This window comes from Curtobacterium sp. PhB128, assembly GCF_004340725.1.
Taxonomy (GTDB): domain Bacteria; phylum Actinomycetota; class Actinomycetes; order Actinomycetales; family Microbacteriaceae; genus Curtobacterium.
Genome location: NZ_SLUR01000001.1, coordinates 195,621 through 212,979 on the forward strand (window position 1 = coordinate 195,621; position 17,359 = coordinate 212,979).

11 protein-coding genes and 1 tRNA gene are annotated in these 17,359 nt (G+C 72.6%); 8 read left to right on the forward strand and 4 right to left on the reverse strand.

Annotated elements, in window-relative coordinates:
• Positions 1-14 precede the first annotated feature (14 nt).
• Complete coding sequence (locus EDF23_RS00890; protein WP_027465796.1) at positions 15-284, forward strand: helix-turn-helix domain-containing protein; 270 nt, start codon at positions 15-17, stop codon at positions 282-284.
• On the opposite strand, the gene EDF23_RS00895 is transcribed toward EDF23_RS00890, so the two are convergent.
• The 4 genes from EDF23_RS00895 to EDF23_RS00910 form a co-directional block, all read right to left on the reverse strand.
• On the reverse strand, positions 281-1,609 hold the full coding sequence (locus EDF23_RS00895; RefSeq protein ID WP_243648768.1) for a M1 family metallopeptidase: 1,329 nt from the start codon (positions 1,607-1,609) through the stop codon (positions 281-283). The two genes, EDF23_RS00890 and EDF23_RS00895, sit on opposite strands and share 4 nt — an antisense overlap.
• 26 nt (positions 1,610-1,635) lie before the next feature.
• Complete coding sequence (locus EDF23_RS00900) at positions 1,636-5,520, reverse strand: Pls/PosA family non-ribosomal peptide synthetase (protein ID WP_131920019.1); 3,885 nt, start codon at positions 5,518-5,520, stop codon at positions 1,636-1,638.
• Positions 5,521-5,816: 296 nt separating this feature from the next.
• A tRNA-Arg gene (locus EDF23_RS00905) sits at positions 5,817-5,888 on the reverse strand.
• 734 nt (positions 5,889-6,622) lie between these two features.
• Positions 6,623-7,204: a hypothetical protein gene (locus EDF23_RS00910; RefSeq protein ID WP_131920021.1), complete on the reverse strand. Its 582-nt coding sequence runs from the start codon at positions 7,202-7,204 to the stop codon at positions 6,623-6,625.
• 59 nt (positions 7,205-7,263) lie between these two features.
• On the opposite strand from EDF23_RS00910, the gene argS reads away from it, so the two are divergent.
• The 7 genes from argS to rho all read left to right on the forward strand — a co-directional run bounded on the left by argS (position 7,264) and on the right by rho (position 17,356).
• Positions 7,264-8,934, forward strand: coding sequence for an arginine--tRNA ligase (gene argS / locus EDF23_RS00915; protein WP_131920023.1), 1,671 nt, complete (start codon positions 7,264-7,266; stop codon positions 8,932-8,934).
• A 174-nt stretch (positions 8,935-9,108) separates the two neighbouring features.
• Positions 9,109-9,864, forward strand: coding sequence for an LmeA family phospholipid-binding protein (locus EDF23_RS00920; RefSeq protein ID WP_111083857.1), 756 nt, complete (start codon positions 9,109-9,111; stop codon positions 9,862-9,864).
• A 58-nt stretch (positions 9,865-9,922) separates the two neighbouring features.
• Positions 9,923-11,350, forward strand: coding sequence for a diaminopimelate decarboxylase (gene lysA / locus EDF23_RS00925; RefSeq protein ID WP_131920025.1), 1,428 nt, complete (start codon positions 9,923-9,925; stop codon positions 11,348-11,350).
• A gap of 25 nt (positions 11,351-11,375) precedes the next feature.
• Positions 11,376-12,683 (forward strand): homoserine dehydrogenase, encoded by a 1,308-nt coding sequence (locus tag EDF23_RS00930; RefSeq protein ID WP_131920027.1) that lies wholly within the window; start codon positions 11,376-11,378, stop codon positions 12,681-12,683.
• Between the two features lie 70 nt (positions 12,684-12,753).
• Positions 12,754-13,833, forward strand: a complete 1,080-nt coding sequence (gene thrC, locus EDF23_RS00935) for a threonine synthase (RefSeq protein ID WP_123294272.1) — start codon at positions 12,754-12,756, stop codon at positions 13,831-13,833.
• A gap of 101 nt (positions 13,834-13,934) precedes the next feature.
• Complete coding sequence (thrB, locus tag EDF23_RS00940; protein WP_131920029.1) at positions 13,935-14,876, forward strand: homoserine kinase; 942 nt, start codon at positions 13,935-13,937, stop codon at positions 14,874-14,876.
• A 182-nt stretch (positions 14,877-15,058) separates the two neighbouring features.
• Positions 15,059-17,356: a transcription termination factor Rho gene (gene rho / locus EDF23_RS00945; RefSeq protein ID WP_131920031.1), complete on the forward strand. Its 2,298-nt coding sequence runs from the start codon at positions 15,059-15,061 to the stop codon at positions 17,354-17,356.
• The last annotated feature ends 3 nt before the right edge of the window (positions 17,357-17,359 follow it).

Sequence of the window (17,359 nt, forward strand, 5' to 3'; positions counted from 1 at the left end):
ATTACTATGTGGGGATGGTCCGTCTCCCGCTCCGCCCCGACGAGGTCGCGCGCGGCCGCCGTCTCGGTGCCCTGCTCCGCCGCGCACGTGGCCCACGGTCGATCGTCGACACCGCCCTCGCCGCCGGGATCTCGCCCGAGACCCTCCGCAAGATCGAGACCGGGCGGATCGCGACCCCGGCGTTCTCGACCATCGCGTCCGTCGCCGGCGTGGTCGGGCTGTCGCTCGACGCGGTCTGGTCCGAGGTCAGCTGCGACCCGGCCGACGGCGAGCTGGCTGGCTAGTCGACGCGCGGCGCGGGCAGCGCCGGTACCGACGCCTCGTCGATCCAGGGCCCGGTCACCGCCCGGACGTCCGCGACGGAACGGTCGGCGGCGTCGGCGAACGCACTGAGCACGTCGGGCACCGTCACCGAACCGTGCCGGTGCCGTTCGGTGATGCTGCGCAGTCCGGCGGTGAACGCGTCGTCGCCGAACGTGCGGCGGACGGCGTGCAGGGCGAGGGCCCCGCGCTTGTAGACCCGGTCGTCGAACATGTCCTTCGCGCCGGGGTCACCGACGACGAGGTCCTCGGGCTGGTCGAGGAGCCCCTGCCGGTACTGCGCCGCGAGCACGTCGGCGGTGTCGCCGCCGTGGTGCTCGGACCACAACCACTCGGCGTAGCAGGCGAACCCCTCGTGCAGCCAGATGTCCTGCCAGCGGGTGACCGTCACCGAGTTGCCGAACCACTGGTGTGCGAGCTCGTGCGCGATGAGCCGGTCGGTGCCGTGCTCGCCGTCGACGTGGTTCCGGCCGAACACCGCCAGCCCGTGGGCCTCGAGGGGGATCTCGAGCTCGTCGTCGGTGACCACGACGCCGTACGCCGCGAACGGGTACGGGCCGAAGCGGTCCGAGAACAGCGCGAGCATCTCCGGCACCTGCCCGAAGTCGGTCTTCGCGGCGGCAGCCAGGTCGGCGGGGTGGTGCAGGGTCACGGGGACGACGGCACCGCGGAGCCTCGTCGTGCGGTACCGCCCGATCTGCACCGTCGCCAGGTACGTCGCCATCGGCTCGGTGGTGGCGTAGGTCCACCTGGTGCCGATGCGGTCGCGTTCCTTGCCGAGAAGTTCACCGTTCGCCAGGACGTCGTACGCGGCCTCGGCGGCGATCTCGAACCGGTAGGTCGCCTTGTCGTCCGGTCGGTCGTTGCAGGGGAACCACGAGGGCGCCCCCGTCGGCTGGGCCGCGACGATGACGCCGTCGGTGAGTTCCTCCCAGCCGACCTGGCCCCAGGCGCTGCGGACGGGGCGCGGGTTGCCGCGGTACCGCAGGTGCACGGTGAACGTGGTGTCGGCAGCGATCGGCGACGCCGGGGTGACGGTGACCTTGTGCACCGCCTTCGACACCTTCTTCGCGCGGGTGCCGTCGACGTCGGCGCGCTCGACGCTCAGGCCGTGCAGGTCGATGACGATCCGGTCGAGGGGTTCGTGGGCTCGGGCGGTGATCGTCGCCGTGCCGTCGAGACGGTTCGTGGCCACGCGGTAGTCGAGGCGGAGGTCGTAGTGCTCGGCGCTCCAGCGTCGGTCGCCGCTGTGCGGGGTGTACGGGTCGGCAGCGGGGGTGTTCGGCACGGTCCCAGTCAACCCCATGGCGCCGGTCAGTCCGCCACGGTGGCCGGTTCGGCTGTCCACGGAGCGATGGGGTTGCCGGACCAGCGAGACCCGGTGGGCACCTGCTCGCCGCGCATCACGAGCGAGGCCGGACCCACCGTGGCGCCCGTGCCGATGCCGGCTGCGGGCAGGACGACGCTGTGCGGCCCGAGGGTCGCGCCGGCGTCGAGGCGCACGGTGTCGAGCTGCATCACCCGGTCGTGGAACAGGTGGGTCTGCACGACGGTCCCGCGCGCCACCGAGGCGCCGGCCCCGATCGTGACGAGGTCGGCCTCGGGCAGCCAGTAGGTCTCGAGCCAGGTGCCGCGGCCGATCGTCGCGCCGAGGCTCCGCAGCCACGCCGACAGGGCCGGGGTGCCGGTGGCCTGCTCGGCGAACCAGGGTCGGGCGACCGTCTCGACGAAGGTGTCCTGCACCTCGTTGCGCCACACGAACGACGACCACAGCGGGTGCTCCCGGGCGGTGATCCGGCCGACGAACGCCCACTTCGCGATCGTCGACACCACCGCGGCGACGGCCCCGGCGACGATGAGCACCGGCCCGGCGAGCAGCACCGTCCACCCGACGCCGACCGCCGACCACAGGGCGAGCAGGGTGCCCGCCACCCCGAGGGCGATCGCAGCGGACACCATCGGGGCCACGAGCCGCAGCAGCTCCCAGCAGCCGCGGGCGACCTTGAGCCGCACGGGTGGGCGGAAGGTGCGCTCCTCGTCGAACTGCGTCGCCGCACGGCGCAGCCGCACCGGGGGCGAGCCGAGCCACGACGACCCGCGCTTGGCCTTCTTCGGCACGGCGGACAGCACCGCCACCAGCGCCTCGCGGGGGACCGAGCGTCCGGCGCCCGTCATCCCGCTGTTGCCGAGGAACGCCCGCCGACCGACCTTCGACCGGCCGATCCGCACCCGGCCACCACCGAGCTCGTACGTGGCGACCATGGTGTCGTCGGCCAGGAAGGCACCGGACGCGATCTGCGTCAGCGCGGGGATGAGCAGGACCGTCGAGATCTCCGTGTTCCGGCCGACCTTCGCCCCGAGCAGCCGCAACCACACGGGCGTCACGAGCGAGGCGTACAGCGGGAACAGCAGCGTCCGCGCCGCGTCCAGCACCCGCTCCGTCGACCACGCCTGCCAGCCGATCCGCGACCGCACGGGGTGGCGACCCTCGTGCAGCCCGATGCCGAGCAACCGCACCGACCCCACCACGAGCAGCGCGTACACGGCCCCGGCGACGACGGTCGCGAGCGGCACGGTCGCGAGGGCGCGCAGCACCGCGTCGCCGAGCGACGACGCGCGCCCGACCAGGGCGACCGCGACCAGCAGCCCGACCGCGACCCCGATCACCGGCAACCCGGCCACGGCCACGGAGCCGGCCCCGTACGCCAGCAGCCAGCGTCGACGCGACGGGGGACGGGCCTCCCGGCCGTGCCTGGCCGACCCGACGCGTTCGGCGGGCGAACCCGCCCAGCGCTGACCGGCGGGCACCCGGCCGGCGACGGCCGAGCCGGCCTCGACCTCGGCACCCGCGCCCACGTGCGCACCGGGCAGCAGCGTGGTGCGGCTGTGCACGACGGCGTCGTCGTCGACACGGACCCGGCCGAGCCGGAACACGTCACCGTCCACCCAGTGCCCCGCGAGGTCCACCTCGGGCTCGATCGACGCACGCTTGCCGATCGTGAGCATCCCGGTGACCGGCGGGAGCGTGTGCAGGTCGACGTCCGTGCCGATCCGCGCCCCGAGCGCACGGGCGTAGTAGCTGATCCACGGCGCCCCGGCGGTCGAGGGACCGTCGACCGCCTCGGCGATCCGCTCCGCCAGCCAGACCCGCAGGTGCACCGAGCCACCCCGGGGGTGGTCGCCAGGCCGGACCCCGACGAGCAGCAGCCGGGCCAGCACGACCGTGAGCGCCATCTTGCCGATCGGCGTCACGAACACCAGCAGCGCGACGACGAGCGCCGGCCAGGGGAGCACCGGCAGGAACGGCAGCGTCGTCGCGTGCAGCACCGCCGCGACCAGCGCCGTCCACGTCAGGACCCGCAACCCGCGCAGCACCTGCACCGGCAGGCCCAGCAACGTCATCGCGAGGCCCGTCGTCGGCGGGACCGGCGTCACGTCGCGTGATGCGGCCGCCACCGGACCGGACTCGTCCAACGCGGCCGCCAGCGCGCCGATGCGCGGGTGGTCGTAGACGTCGGCGACGGTCGTCGTCGGGAACCGCTCCCGGATCGCGGACACCAGCTGCGCCGCCGTCAGCGACCCGCCACCGTGCGCGAAGAAGTCGTCGTCGACGCTCGACACCGGCACCCCGAGGATCGCCGCCCAACGCTCCGCGATCCACGCCACCGTGTCCGGCAGCATCGCGGCGTCCGTCGCCCCGGGCAACGGCCACGGCAGCGCGGCACGGTCGACCTTGCCCGACGTCCGCGTCGGCAACGAGTCCACCACGGCGACGAGCGGGACGAGCGCCGCGGGCAGCTCCTGCCGCAACCGGGCGTTCGCAGCCGCGACGTCCACCGTGGCACCCGCCACCGGCGCCACGTACCCCACCAGCACCTGGTTGCCCGCCGGCGTCCGCTGCACCACGGCCGCACCACCGGCCACGTCGTCGAGCGCCTGCAGCGCCGCGTCGATCTCCCCGAGCTCGATGCGCCGACCACCGAGCTTCACCTGGTCGTCCGCACGCCCCTGGAACACGAGCCCCTCGGGGTCGTAGCGCACCAGGTCACCACTCCGGTACGCCCGCTCCCACCCGAGCTCCGGGAACGGCGCGTACTTCTCCGCGTCCTTCGCCGGGTCCAGGTACCGCCCCAACCCGACACCACCGATCACGAGCTCACCGACCCCGCCCGGCTCCACCCGCTGCCCGGCACCGTCCACGACCGCCAGGTCCCACCCGTCCAGCGGCAGCCCGATCCGGATCGGCTGGCTCCCGTCGAGCAGCGACCCGCACGCCACCACCGTCGCCTCCGTCGGACCGTACGTGTTCCACACCTCACGGTCCCGGCTCGCGATGCGCGCCGCCAGCTCCGGCGGGCACGCCTCACCACCGAAGATGACCAGCCGCACCTGCTCCAACGCATCGTCCGGCCACAGCGCCGCGAGCGTCGGCACCGTCGACACCACCGTGATCGTGTGCGCGATCAACCACGGCCCCAGGTCCACCCCCGTCCGCACCAACGACCGCGGCGCCGGCACCAACGCGGCACCGTGCCCCCACGCCAGCCACATCTCCTCGCACGACGCATCGAACGCCACACTCAGCCCCGCCAGCACCCGGTCACCGGGACCGATCGGCGCCGCCTGCAGGAACATCCGCGCCTCGGCGTCCACGAACGCCGCAGCACTGCGGTGGGTGACCGCCACGCCCTTCGGCACCCCGGTCGACCCCGAGGTGAAGATGATCCACGCGTCGTCGTCCAGGTGGGGGAGTTCGGCGCTCGCCGTGGGGTCGGTCACGGGCAGCTCGCCGCCGTCGCGGTCGCGCAGGACGCCGCCGGCCCCGATCACGCCGACGACTCCGGCCTCACCGAACACGAGGGTCGCGCGTTCCTCGGGGTCGTCGGCGTCGACGGGCACGTACGCGGCTCCGGCGGCGAGGACCGCGAGGATCGACAGGTACAGGTCACGCCCGCCGGAGGGGATCCGCACCCCGACCCGGTCACCCCGGCGGACTCCGCGACGGGCGAGGTCGTCAGCCTGCGCGCGCACCAGGTCGAGCAGGGCGGCGTAGTCGACGGTGCCGGCGGGGTCCTCGAGCGCGGTCGCGGTCGGGTGGGTGGCCGCGGTCGCCGCGAGGACGTCGAACAGGGTCCGTGGTGCGGGGGCGTGCCCGCCGCGGGCGAGTTCGAGCTGCGCGTTCCCGGTGCCGGTGGTCATCGGTTCCCTCTTCCCGGTCGCGTGCAGGACGACCGGCCCGTGATCCTAGGGGGTGCGCGTGACGCGCGGGGAAACACGGGGTAGCGCGGTGCGCGCGGGCGCTTCGTGAGCAGAAACTGTCGAGTCGCTTCCCCCGACCCGACCATTCCTGCTCATCATCCGCGCGAGCGTCGACATCGGCCACGAGACTGGCGACGGACCCGGAGAAGTCTCAACGGGGGAAGGTCGCCGCAGGCGACATCGCGCGCAGCTGACTGAGCGCAGCGAAGACAACTGCTTGCGCGGAAATGTGACAGTGCCCCCAGGAGGATTCGAACCTCCGCCCCTGCCTCCGGAGGGCAGTGCTCTATCCCCTGAGCTATGGGGGCCAAGGGGTGGAACAACCGTAGCAGGTCCGGCGCGGGCTCCTGGACAGCGCGTGTCGCGCACGAGACGCGGCCGCAGGGCGGACGGGAGGCGCGGTGCGGGGCCGCCACGGGCCTCCCGTCCGCACCGTGCGCGCGTCTCGGGCCCTTGCGAGGTTGCGCGCTCCGTGCGGCGCTGCAAGCGCGCACCAAGCGTGCAACCTCGCACCGGGTGGCGGGCCCGGCACTGTGCGTGGTGGCCGTCGGACGGGAGGCACGGTGCGGGGCCGCCACGGGCCTCCCGTCCGCACCGTGCGTCCGTTGCGGGCCGGTGCGAGGTTCCGTGTTCCGTGCGGCTTTGTGAGCGCGCACCAAGCGTGCAACCTCGCACCAGGCGGCGGGCCCGGCACTGTGCGTGGTGGCCGTCGGACGGGAGGCGCGGTGCGGGCCCGCCACGGGCCTCCCGTCCGCACCGTGCGGACTTCGCGGGCCCGTGCGGGGTTGCGCGCTCCGTGCGGCGCTGCAAGCGCGCACCAGGCGCGCAACCTCGCACCGGGCGGCGGGCCCGGCACTGTGCGTGGTCGCCGCTGGACGGGAGGCACGGTGCGGGCCCGCCACGGGCCTCCCGTCCGCACCGTGCGCGCGTCGCGGGCCCGTGCGGCGTTGCGCACTCCCTGCGGCTTTGTGAGCGCGCACCAAGCGTGCAACCTCGCACCGGGCGGGGGACCCGGCACCGTGCCGGCGCGTGCGCGGTCGCGTCAGCCCGCGGGTGTCGCCGTCGCCGTCGCCGTCGCCGACGGCTGCAGCGCGGCGCGCACCGCGTCGACGACGGGCTGTGCGCCGCCGGGCTCCGTGAACAGCGTCGACTGCGTGGTGATCCAGTACGGGTCGGCGAAGGCGTCCGCGCGGCCGATGCCGTCGTTCAGCGCGAAGTAGCCCTCGACGCGGTAGGTGGGGACCGATCCGCCCCGGTCGTACAGGGCGTCCTTCAGGTTCGTGAGCGACTTCTCAGGCAGGTCGGCGACGGCCAGGGTGATCGTCTCGGTGTCGTCGTCGGTGGCGACGAACTGGCAGACGCGGCCCCGCTGCTTCGCGATGGTGGCGGCGGGGGAGCCCTTCGCCGGCGTGAAGGAGTCGTCGAGCGCGAAGGTCGTCCCGTAGACGGACAGGGCCTCGGTCGGCAGGAGCTCGGCGCAGGTCTGCGACACCGTCTTGCCGACCGGGGTCGGGCTGGGCGTCGGGTCGCTGTCCCCGCCGCCCGAGCAGGCCGACAACGCGAGTGCTGCTGCGGCGGTGACGACGGCGACGGAGCACGCCCGGGCACGGCTTCGGGTGGTCATCCCGACATGATGGCCCATCGTCCGGCGTGCACCTGGGTGTCCCGGTAGACTCGTCCGCCGTGACTCCTGCCGAACTCTCCGCCGCGTACCTGTCGATCCTGACCGGGATCGTCGAGCGACGAGGCGCGTCCGAGACCGTGACGATCGGGGACTCCCACGTGGTGCTCGAGCGTCCGAAGAACCGTGCGCACGGCGACTGGGCCTCGAACGCCGCCATGCAGCTCGCGAAGCGCATCGGCACGAACCCGCGCGAGCTCGCGACGGAGATCGCCGGCGAGCTGACCGAGCTCGACGGCGTGGCCTCGGTCGACGTCGCCGGCCCGGGGTTCATCAACATCACGCTCGAGGCCGCAGCGGCCGGTGAGATCGCCCGCACCATCGTCGAGGGCGGCGACGCCTTCGGGCACGGCGACCTGTACGACGGCGTCCGGATCAACCTGGAGTTCGTGTCGGCGAACCCGACCGGCCCGATCCACATGGGCGGCGTGCGCTGGGCGGCGGTCGGCGACAGCCTGGCCCGCGTGTTCCAGGCGCAGGGCGGCCTCGTCACCCGCGAGTACTACTTCAACGACCACGGCGCGCAGATCGACCGCTTCGCCCGGTCGCTCGTCGCGTCGGCGCTCGGTGAGCCCACGCCGGAGGACGGCTACGGCGGTGCGTACATCGCTGAGATCGCGGCCCGCGTCATCGCGACGCTCGACCCCTCGGTCGACGTGAAGGACCTGCCGCGCGACGAGGCGCAGGAACTCTTCCGGCGCGAGGGCGTCGACTTCATGTTCGCGGACATCAAGTCGTCGCTGCACGACTTCGGCGTGGACTTCGACATCTACTTCCACGAGAACGCCCTGCACGAGTCGAAGGCCGTCGAGCGCGCCATCGCCCGGCTGCGTTCGGCGGGCGTGATGTACGAGGCCGAGGGCGCCGAGTGGCTCCGCACGACCGACTTCGGCGACGACCGCGACCGCGTGGTCATCAAGTCCGACGGGGAGCCCGCGTACATCGCCGGCGACCTGGCGTACTACCTCGACAAGCGCGAGCGCGGCTTCGAGCGCAACCTGATCATGCTCGGTGCGGACCACCACGGCTACGTCGGCCGGATGATGGCGATGTGCGCGGCGTTCGGCGACGAGCCGGGCACGAACCTCGAGATCCTGATCGGGCAGATGGTCAACCTGCTCAAGGACGGCGAGCCGATGCGCATGTCCAAGCGCAACGGCACCATCGTCACGATGGAGGACCTCGTCGACGCGGTGGGCGTCGACGCCGGCCGGTACTCGCTCGTCCGGTTCGCCAGCGACACCGCGATCGACATCGACCTCGACCTGCTCACGAAGCGGACGAACGACAACCCGGTCTTCTACGTGCAGTACGCCCACGCACGCACCCAGTCCGTGGCCCGCAACGCCGAGGCCGCCGGGGTCGACCGCTCCGTGTTCGACGCCTCGTTGTTGACGCACGACTCCGAGGGTGCGCTGCTCGGCGCCCTCGCCGAGTACCCGCGCGTGGTGCGCCACGCCGCGGAGCTCCGCGAGCCGCACCGCATCGCCCGGTACATCGAGCAGCTCGCCGGCCTGTACCACCGCTGGTACGACGCCTGCCGCGTGACCCCGCTCGGCGACGAGCCGGTCACCGACCTGCACCGCACGCGCCTGTGGCTGAACGACGCCACCGGCCAGGTCGTCCGCAACGGCCTCGGCCTGCTCGGCGTGAGCGCTCCGTCCCGCATGTAGCGGAGCGGCCGCCCCCCCCCCCGGAACCAGGTTCCGGACACAGCACCGCGGAATCCCGCGGTGCTGTGTCCGTTCCACGGTGTGGAAGGGACCCATCGCCCCGCCGCACCCGCCCACCGGACGCACCCCGCGCCTCCAGGCAGGCTGACGGGACCACCTGGCAGGGTGGGACGCATGTCCGCCGCCACCGAACGCCCCCGCAAGCGCCGCCGCTGGCCCGTCGTCCTGATCGTGGTCGTCGTCGTGCTCGCCGCCCTCGTCGTGATCGCCGAGTTCGTGCTCCGCGGGGTCGTCGACCGCATCATCGCCCAGCAGGTCGAGCAGTCGCTGCCCGACGGCACCACGGGCCAGGTCGAGGCGCACGCCGACGGCATCGTCATCCCGCAGCTCATCGGCGGCACCCTCGACCAGGTCGAGATCACGTCCGAGAAGCTCACCGTCGACGGCATCCCGCTCGCCGCCGACGTCACCGCGAAGGACGTCCCCGTGGACGGCAAGGGCGACGTGCACGACGTCGACGGCACGGTCACGCTGGCGTCGTCGAGCGTGAAGGACCTGTCGAAGTACAGCCCGCTGTTCGACCGGTTGACCCTGGTGGACGGCGGCGTCGAGCTGTCCGGTTCCACGGCGGTGCTCGGGTACGACATCACCTACGCGGCGAAGGGCGACGTGGTCGCGCAGGACGACGGCCGCGGCATCACGATCACCCCGAAGAGCGTGCGGATCACGAACTCCGACCTCGGTCTCAAGGTCGACTCGATCCCCGGCGTCACGAACGTGCCGGTGCAGGTCTGCACGGCGCAGTTCCTGCCCGAGGCGCTCCGCGTGCGCTCGCTCGACGTCTCGAAGGCCGACGCGACGGTCCGCGTCACCGCGGACGCGCTGCCGCTCAACGAGCAGGGCCTGCAGACGGTCGGCAGCTGCGGCTGATCCCGTGGCTGCGTCACACGGACGGGAGGCCCGCCCCGCGTCGGTAGGATCGGGTCCCGTGAGCGAGAACCCCCTTGCACCGCCGCGACTGCGGTTCCCGACGGACGCCTCCGAGCTGGTGGACCGGATCTGGCCCGCGTCCGCGACGCGGACCGACGACGGCGACCTGGCGGTCGGCGGTGTCACCGCGACGGACCTCGTCCGGCAGTACGGCACCCCGCTGTACGTCGTCGACGAGCGTGACGTGCAGTCCCGTGCGGTCCGGGTGCGGAACGCGTTCACCGAGGCGTTCGAGGGCATCGGCACCCGGGCGCACGTCTACTACGCCGGCAAGGCGTTCCTGACGACGCAGGTCGTGGCGTGGATGGCCGAGGCCGACCTGCGCGTGGACGTCTGCACCGGCGGGGAGCTCGCGGTCGCCCTGGCCGCCGGGATCGACCCGGCGATGCTCGGCTTCCACGGCAACGACAAGTCCGACGCCGAGATCGCCCGCGCCGTCGAGGTCGGCGTGGGCACGATCGTGCTCGACAGCCACGAGGAGGTCCAGCGCGTCGCCCGTGCCGCTGCCGACGCCGGGGTCGTGCAGCGCGTCCGGATCCGCATCAACAGCGGCGTCCACGCGTCCACCCACGAGTACCTGGCGACCGCGCGCGAGGACCAGAAGTTCGGCATCCCGCTCACCGAGGCCGTCGCCGCGGCCGAGGCGGTGCGCGCCGAGTCGTCGCTCGTGTTCGTCGGGCTGCACTCGCACATCGGGTCGCAGATCTTCGACGAGTCCGGGTTCCGCGAGGCCGCTCGACGCCTGATGGACGTGCACGCGACCCTCGTCGAGACCGGTCCGGTGCCCGAGCTGAACCTCGGCGGCGGCTGGGGCATCGACTACACCGAGGCCGACTCCGCGTTCGCACCCGAGGACGTCGCCGACGCCCTCGCCGCGATCATCGCCGAGGCCTGCGCCGAGCGGGACATCCCGGTGCCCGAGGTCGCGGTCGAGCCCGGTCGCTACATCGTCGGGCCGGCGGGCATCACGCTCTACCGCGTCGGCACGATCAAGCCCGTCACCCTCGAGACCGGCGACGCGGACACCGGCCACGCCACCCGCACCTACGTGTCCGTCGACGGCGGCATGAGCGACAACGCCCGTCCTGCCCTGTACGGCGCCGACTACACCGCTCGCCTCGCCCGGACGTCCGAGGCACCCGCCGTGCTCACCCGCGTCGTCGGGAAGCACTGCGAGAGCGGGGACATCGTGGTCAACGACGAGTACCTGCCGGGTGACGTCCAGCGGGGGGACCTGCTCGCCGTCGCAGCCACCGGGGCGTACTGCTGGGCGCTGTCGAGCAACTACAACCACGTGGGCCGCCCGCCGGTCGTCGCCGTGGCGGACGGCACAACCCGTATCCTCGTGCGGGGCGAGTCGATCGACGACCTCCTCGCCCGCGACACCGGGGTCCGCCCCGTGCCCCACGCCGGCACCGGTCGCTGACCCGACGAACAGGAACCAACTCCAGATGATCGAATACCGCAACGTCCGCGTCGCGCTGCTCGGGGCCGGCTCGGTCGGGTCCCAGGTCGCGCGGCTCCTGCTCGAGCACGCCGACGAACTCGCCTCGCGCGCCGGTGCCGGCCTGGAACTCGTCGGGATCGCCGTGCGCGACGTCGACGCCCCGCGTGACGTCGACCTGCCGAAGGACCTCTACACGACCGACGCCGAGTCGCTCATCCTCGGTGCCGACATCGTCGTCGAGCTGATCGGCGGCATCGAGCCCGCGCGCACGCTCGTGCTGCAGGCGCTGCAGTCCGGCGCGGACGTCGTGACCGGCAACAAGGCGCTCCTCGCGACCCACGGTCCGGAGCTCTTCGCGGTGGCCGAGCAGGTCGGCGCGCAGCTGTACTACGAGGCCGCCGTCGCCGGCGCCATCCCGATCATCCGACCGCTGCACGACTCGCTCGCCGGGGACCGCATCGAGCGGATCATGGGCATCGTCAACGGCACCACGAACTTCATCCTCGACCTGATGGACCGCGAGGGCGCGACGTTCGAGGACGCCCTGGCGACCGCGACCGAGCTCGGGTACGCCGAGGCCGACCCGACCGCCGACATCGAGGGCTACGACGCCGCGCAGAAGGCCGCGATCCTGGCCTCGCTGGCGTTCCACACCTCGGTGCCGCTCGCTGCCGTGCACCGCGAGGGCATCACCTCGGTCACCATCGAGCAGGTCCGCGCCGCGCGCAAGGCCGGCTACGTCGTGAAGATCCTGGCGACCGCCGAGCGACTGACCGACGAGGACGGCCGCGAGGGCGTCAGCGCCCGCGTGTACCCGGCCCTCGTGCCGGAGTCGCACCCCCTGGCGAGCGTGCACGGCGCGAAGAACGCCGTGTTCGTCGAGGCCGAGGCCGCGGGCGACCTCATGTTCTACGGCGCCGGTGCCGGTGGTGTCGAGACCGCGTCCGCCGTCCTCGGCGACCTGGTGTCCGCCGCACGTCGGCACGTCATCGGCGGCCCGGGTGTCGCGGAGTCGACCCAGTCGGACCTGCCCGTCTTCCCGATCGGCACCGTGCGCACGCGCTACCAGATCACCCTGCACGTCAAGGACGCCCCCGGCGTGCTGTCGACGGTCGCCGGCGTGCTCGCGAAGCACGGCGTGAGCGTCGAGACCGTCGAGCAGACCACCACGGGTGCCTCCGAGGGGACGGCAGCGCTCGTCATCGGCACGCACCTGGCGCGCGAAGCCGACCTGGCGGACACCGTCCGCACGCTCCGCGGCGAAGACGTGGTCCTGGACGTGACCAGCGTCCTGCGCTTCGTCGGCGCCTGACGCACCACGGGCCTCCAGGCCGACCGCGAACCACCACCAGACCGACCAACCGGACAGAGAGAGAAGCCTGATGGCCCACCAGTGGCAGGGAGTCCTGCGCGAGTACGCCGACCGACTCGACGTGACCGAGGCGACGCCGATCGTCACGCTCGGCGAGGGCGGCACGCCCCTCATCCCGGCTCGTCGGCTCTCCGAGCGCACCGGCGCCGAGGTCTACGTCAAGTTCGAGGGCATGAACCCGACCGGGTCCTTCAAGGACCGCGGCATGACGATGGCGATCTCGAAGGCCGTCGAGCACGGCGCGAAGGCCGTCATCTGCGCCTCGACCGGCAACACCAGTGCCTCGGCCGCCGCGTACGCCACGCACGCCGGCATCACCGCCGCGGTGCTCGTGCCCGAGGGCAAGATCGCGATGGGCAAGCTCAGCCAGGCCGTCGCCCACGACGCCCAGCTGCTGCAGGTCCAGGGCAACTTCGACGACTGCCTCGACATCGCCCGCGACCTGGCGGCGAACTACCCGGTGCACCTCGTCAACTCGGTCAACAACGACCGCATCGAGGGCCAGAAGACCGCTGCGTTCGAGGTCGTCGACGTCCTCGGCGACGCCCCGGACTTCCACTTCCTGCCGGTCGGCAACGCGGGCAACTACACCGCGTACTCCCGCGGCTACCGCGAGGACGTGGCCGCCGGTCGCACGACGAAGCTCCCGCGCATGTTCGGGTTCCAGGCCGCCGGTTCCGCACCGATCGTCCGCGGCGAGGTCGTCAAGAACCCCGACACCATCGCCTCCGCGATCCGCATCGGCAACCCGGCCTCGTGGCAGTTCGCCCTCGAGGCCCGCGACGAGACCGACGGCTACTTCGGCGCGATCTCGGACGAGGCGATCCTCGCCGCGCACCACATCCTGTCGGCCGAGGTCGGCGTCTTCGTCGAGCCCGCTTCGGCCATCGGTGTCGCCGGGCTGCTCGAGCGTGCCGACGCCGGCGTCGTGCCGAAGGGCGCGAAGGTCGTCATCACCGTCACCGGCCACGGCCTGAAGGACCCGCAGTGGGCCCTGCGCACCGAGGACGGCAGCGAGGTCACCCCGACGAGCGTGCCGGTCGACACCAAGTCGATCGCGGACGTGCTCGGACTGGTCGCGGCGCAGTGAGCCCCGACCGCTCGTCCGGACCGGGGGAGGGCGTCACCGCCCGCAGTGCTGTACCGGCCGGACGGGCGGTCCACGCTGTGCCCGCCGGGCGGGCGGCCCACGTGTTGCCCGCCGGACGGGCCGTGCGCGTCCGCGTGCCGGCGACGTCCGCCAACCTCGGCCCGGGGTTCGACTCGCTCGGTCTTGCGCTCTCGCTGTACGACGAGGTCGTCGTCCGGGTCCGACCGGAAGCCGGCGCCACCGTCACGGTGCAGGGCGTCGGTGCCGGCGAGGTCGCCACCGACGACACGAACCTGGTCGTGCGCGCCGTCCGCCGCGGCCTCGAGCACGCCGGCGTCGACCAGCCCGGCCTCGAGCTGCACGCCACGAACGCGATCCCGCACGGCCGCGGGCTCGGTTCCTCGGCGGCCGCGATCGTCGCCGGCCTGATGGCGGCCCGCGGGCTGCTCGAGGGCATCGTCGACCTGGACGCCTCGACCCTGCTCAGCCTGGCCACCGAGATGGAGGGGCACCCGGACAACGTCGCCCCCGCACTCTTCGGTGGGCTCACCATCGCGTGGATGACGGCCGAGGGACCCGCGTACAAGCGCCTCCTGGTGCACCGCGGCGTCGCACCGGTCGTGTTCGTGCCGACGTCCACGCTGTCGACGAAGCTCGCCCGCTCCCTGCAGCCCGAGAACGTCCCGCACGCCGACGCCGCGTTCAACGTCTCCCGTTCCGCGCTGCTCGTCGCCGCGCTCATCCAGAGCCCTGAGCTCCTGCTCGCCGCGACCGAGGACCGCCTGCACCAGGCGTACCGTGCCAGCGCGATGCCGGAGACCGACGCACTGATCGGACTGCTCCGGCAGCACGGCCTCGCGGCCGTGGTGTCGGGGGCGGGACCGAGCCTGCTCGTCCTCGGCAGCGACCCGGCACAACGGCTCACGGCCGCGGATCTCGTCGCCCGACACGGGGAATCCGACTGGCGCGCGCTCATGCTGGCCGCCGATCTCGGTGGTGCTACAGTGGTGGCGCACTCGGCGCTCGAAGCCGAACCCGCGTAACCGCACGGTATGCCCGTCCTCAAGGACAGCGCCTGCGACGTCGCAGGGTCCGGCGCGCGGGTGTGCATCTCTTTCTGATCACCGAATCCCGGTCCGTCGTCTGAACGGCGGTCGATGCATACCCGTGCATCCGGGACGGTGGAAACTCTCCGCGTTCTGCGGTTCGAAAGGAAACACCGACCTTGACCGACAACAACTCCACCCCGGTGGAGATCCCCAGCGACCTGCGCGCCCTCCGCCTGCCGGAACTCCAGCGCATCGCCTCCTCGCTCGGCATCACCGGGCTCTCGAAGCTCCGCAAGGGCGACCTCATCGCCTCCATCGAGGACAAGCGCCCCGTCACGGACGACGTCCCCGCCGCGGCAGCGCCCGCGACGATCCCCGCCGCGGCGCCGGTGACCGAGCAGCCGACGCTGCCGGAGCCCGCCGCCGAGGCGCCGACCGCTCCGGTCGCCGAACCCGAGGCACCCGCCGTCGGTTCCGAGCCGGCCGCGCCGTCGCGTGCCCGCCGTTCGCGCCGTGCGTCCTCCGGTGGCACCGTGAACGCCGGCCCGACCTCGGCCGCCGAGCACACCAACGCCGGCCACACCGGCACCGAGGACCTGCTCGCGGGCCTCGACCAGGTGCGTGCCGAGAAGGACGCCCAGGAAGCCGCCCAGACGCAGACCGGTGGGCAGCGTCGCGGCCGCGGCCAGCGCGGCGCCGACCAGCAGGCCCAGCAGCCGAACGAGTCGGCCGACCAGCAGACGCCGACCTCGGCACCTGCCCAGACCGACCAGCAGGCCCGCAGCGACCAGCAGGCGCGGACCGAGCAGCAGGCGCGGACCGAGCAGCAGAGCACCGACGGCGAGTCGCAGGACCAGTCCGGTGCCGCCGACTCCGGCGAGCAGCACGACCAGAACGACCAGAACGGCGAGGGCGGTTCGCGTCGCGGACGTCGCAGCCGTGGTCGCGGTCGTGGCCGTGGGCAGAACGCCGAGAACGGCGAGCAGAACGGCGAGCAGCAGGACGGGCAGCAGCACCAGCAGGCCGGCCAGCAGAAGCAGAACGGCGGCGACCAGCAGAAGCAGGCCGATGCCAAGCAGGCCGACGCGAAGCAGGGCGACGCCAAGCAGCGCGACCAGAAGCAGGACGACCGCGCCGAGCAGAAGCAGCAGGCGGCGAACCAGCAGAAGCAGAACGGTCAGCAGAAGCAGGGCCAGCAGGCCCAGCAGAACGCCGACGACACCGAGGGCGGCCGCAGCCGTCGCCAGCGTGACCGCAAGCGCGGCCGTGGCGGCCAGAACGACGACTTCGAGCCCGAGGTCACCGAGGACGACGTCCTGATCCCGATCGCGGGCATCCTCGACGTCCTCGACAACTACGCGTTCGTCCGCACCACCGGCTACCTGCCCGGACCGAACGACGTCTACGTCTCCCTCGGCCAGGTGAAGAAGTACCACCTGCGCAAGGGCGACGCCGTCGTCGGTTCGATCAAGCAGCCCCGTGACAACGAGCAGCAGAGCCGTCAGAAGTACAACGCGCTCGTGACCGTCGACTCGGTCAACGGCCAGACCGCCGAAGAAGCAGCGGCCCGTGTCGACTTCTCGGACCTCACCCCGCTGTACCCGAACGAGCGCCTGCGTCTCGAGACGGAGCCGGGCAAGCTGAGCACCCGCATCATCGACCTCGTGTCGCCGATCGGCAAGGGCCAGCGCGGCCTCATCGTCTCGCCGCCCAAGGCCGGCAAGACCGTCGTGCTGCAGGCCATCGCGAACGCCGTCGCGAAGAACAACCCCGAGGCGCACCTCATGGTCGTCCTCGTCGACGAGCGGCCCGAAGAGGTCACCGACATGCAGCGCACGGTGAAGGGTGAGGTCATCGCCTCGACCTTCGACCGTCCGGCCGAGGACCACACCACGGTCGCCGAGCTCGCCATCGAGCGTGCGAAGCGCCTGGTGGAGCTGGGCCACGACGTCGTGCTGCTGCTCGACTCGATCACCCGTCTGGGCCGTGCCTACAACCTGTCGACCCCGGCGTCGGGCCGCGTGCTCTCCGGTGGCGTCGACTCGGCGGCGCTCTACCCGCCGAAGCGCTTCTTCGGTGCGGCGCGCAACATCGAGGACGGCGGCTCGCTGACCATCCTCGCCACCGCGCTCGTCGAGACCGGTTCCAAGATGGACGAGGTCATCTTCGAGGAGTTCAAGGGCACCGGCAACATGGAGCTCCGCCTGAACCGTCACCTGGCGGACAAGCGGATCTTCCCGGCCGTCGACGTCAACGCCTCCGGTACCCGTCGCGAGGAGCAGCTGCTCTCCGCCGACGAGGTCAAGATCACCTGGCGTCTGCGCCGAGCCCTCGCCGGGCTCGACCCGCAGCAGGCCCTCGAGATCGTGCTGCGGAACCTCAAGGAGACGCAGTCGAACGTCGAGTTCCTGGTGCAGGTGCAGAAGTCGGTCCCGACGACCGGCGGCGCTCACCACAACGGTCACCAGGAGTAACGC

What these genes read in the sequence shown, in the direction of transcription:
- EDF23_RS00890 (WP_027465796.1), top strand. Translation starts at nt 15, where the DNA reads ATGGTCCGTCTCCCGCTCCGCCCCGACGAGGTCGCGCGCGGCCGCCGT.
- EDF23_RS00900 (WP_131920019.1), bottom strand. Translation starts at nt 5,520, where the DNA reads ATGACCACCGGCACCGGGAACGCGCAGCTCGAACTCGCCCGCGGCGGG.
- EDF23_RS00910 (WP_131920021.1), bottom strand. Translation starts at nt 7,204, where the DNA reads ATGACCACCCGAAGCCGTGCCCGGGCGTGCTCCGTCGCCGTCGTCACC.
- EDF23_RS00920 (WP_111083857.1), top strand. Translation starts at nt 9,109, where the DNA reads ATGTCCGCCGCCACCGAACGCCCCCGCAAGCGCCGCCGCTGGCCCGTC.
- EDF23_RS00930 (WP_131920027.1), top strand. Translation starts at nt 11,376, where the DNA reads ATGATCGAATACCGCAACGTCCGCGTCGCGCTGCTCGGGGCCGGCTCG.
- thrC (WP_123294272.1), top strand. Translation starts at nt 12,754, where the DNA reads ATGGCCCACCAGTGGCAGGGAGTCCTGCGCGAGTACGCCGACCGACTC.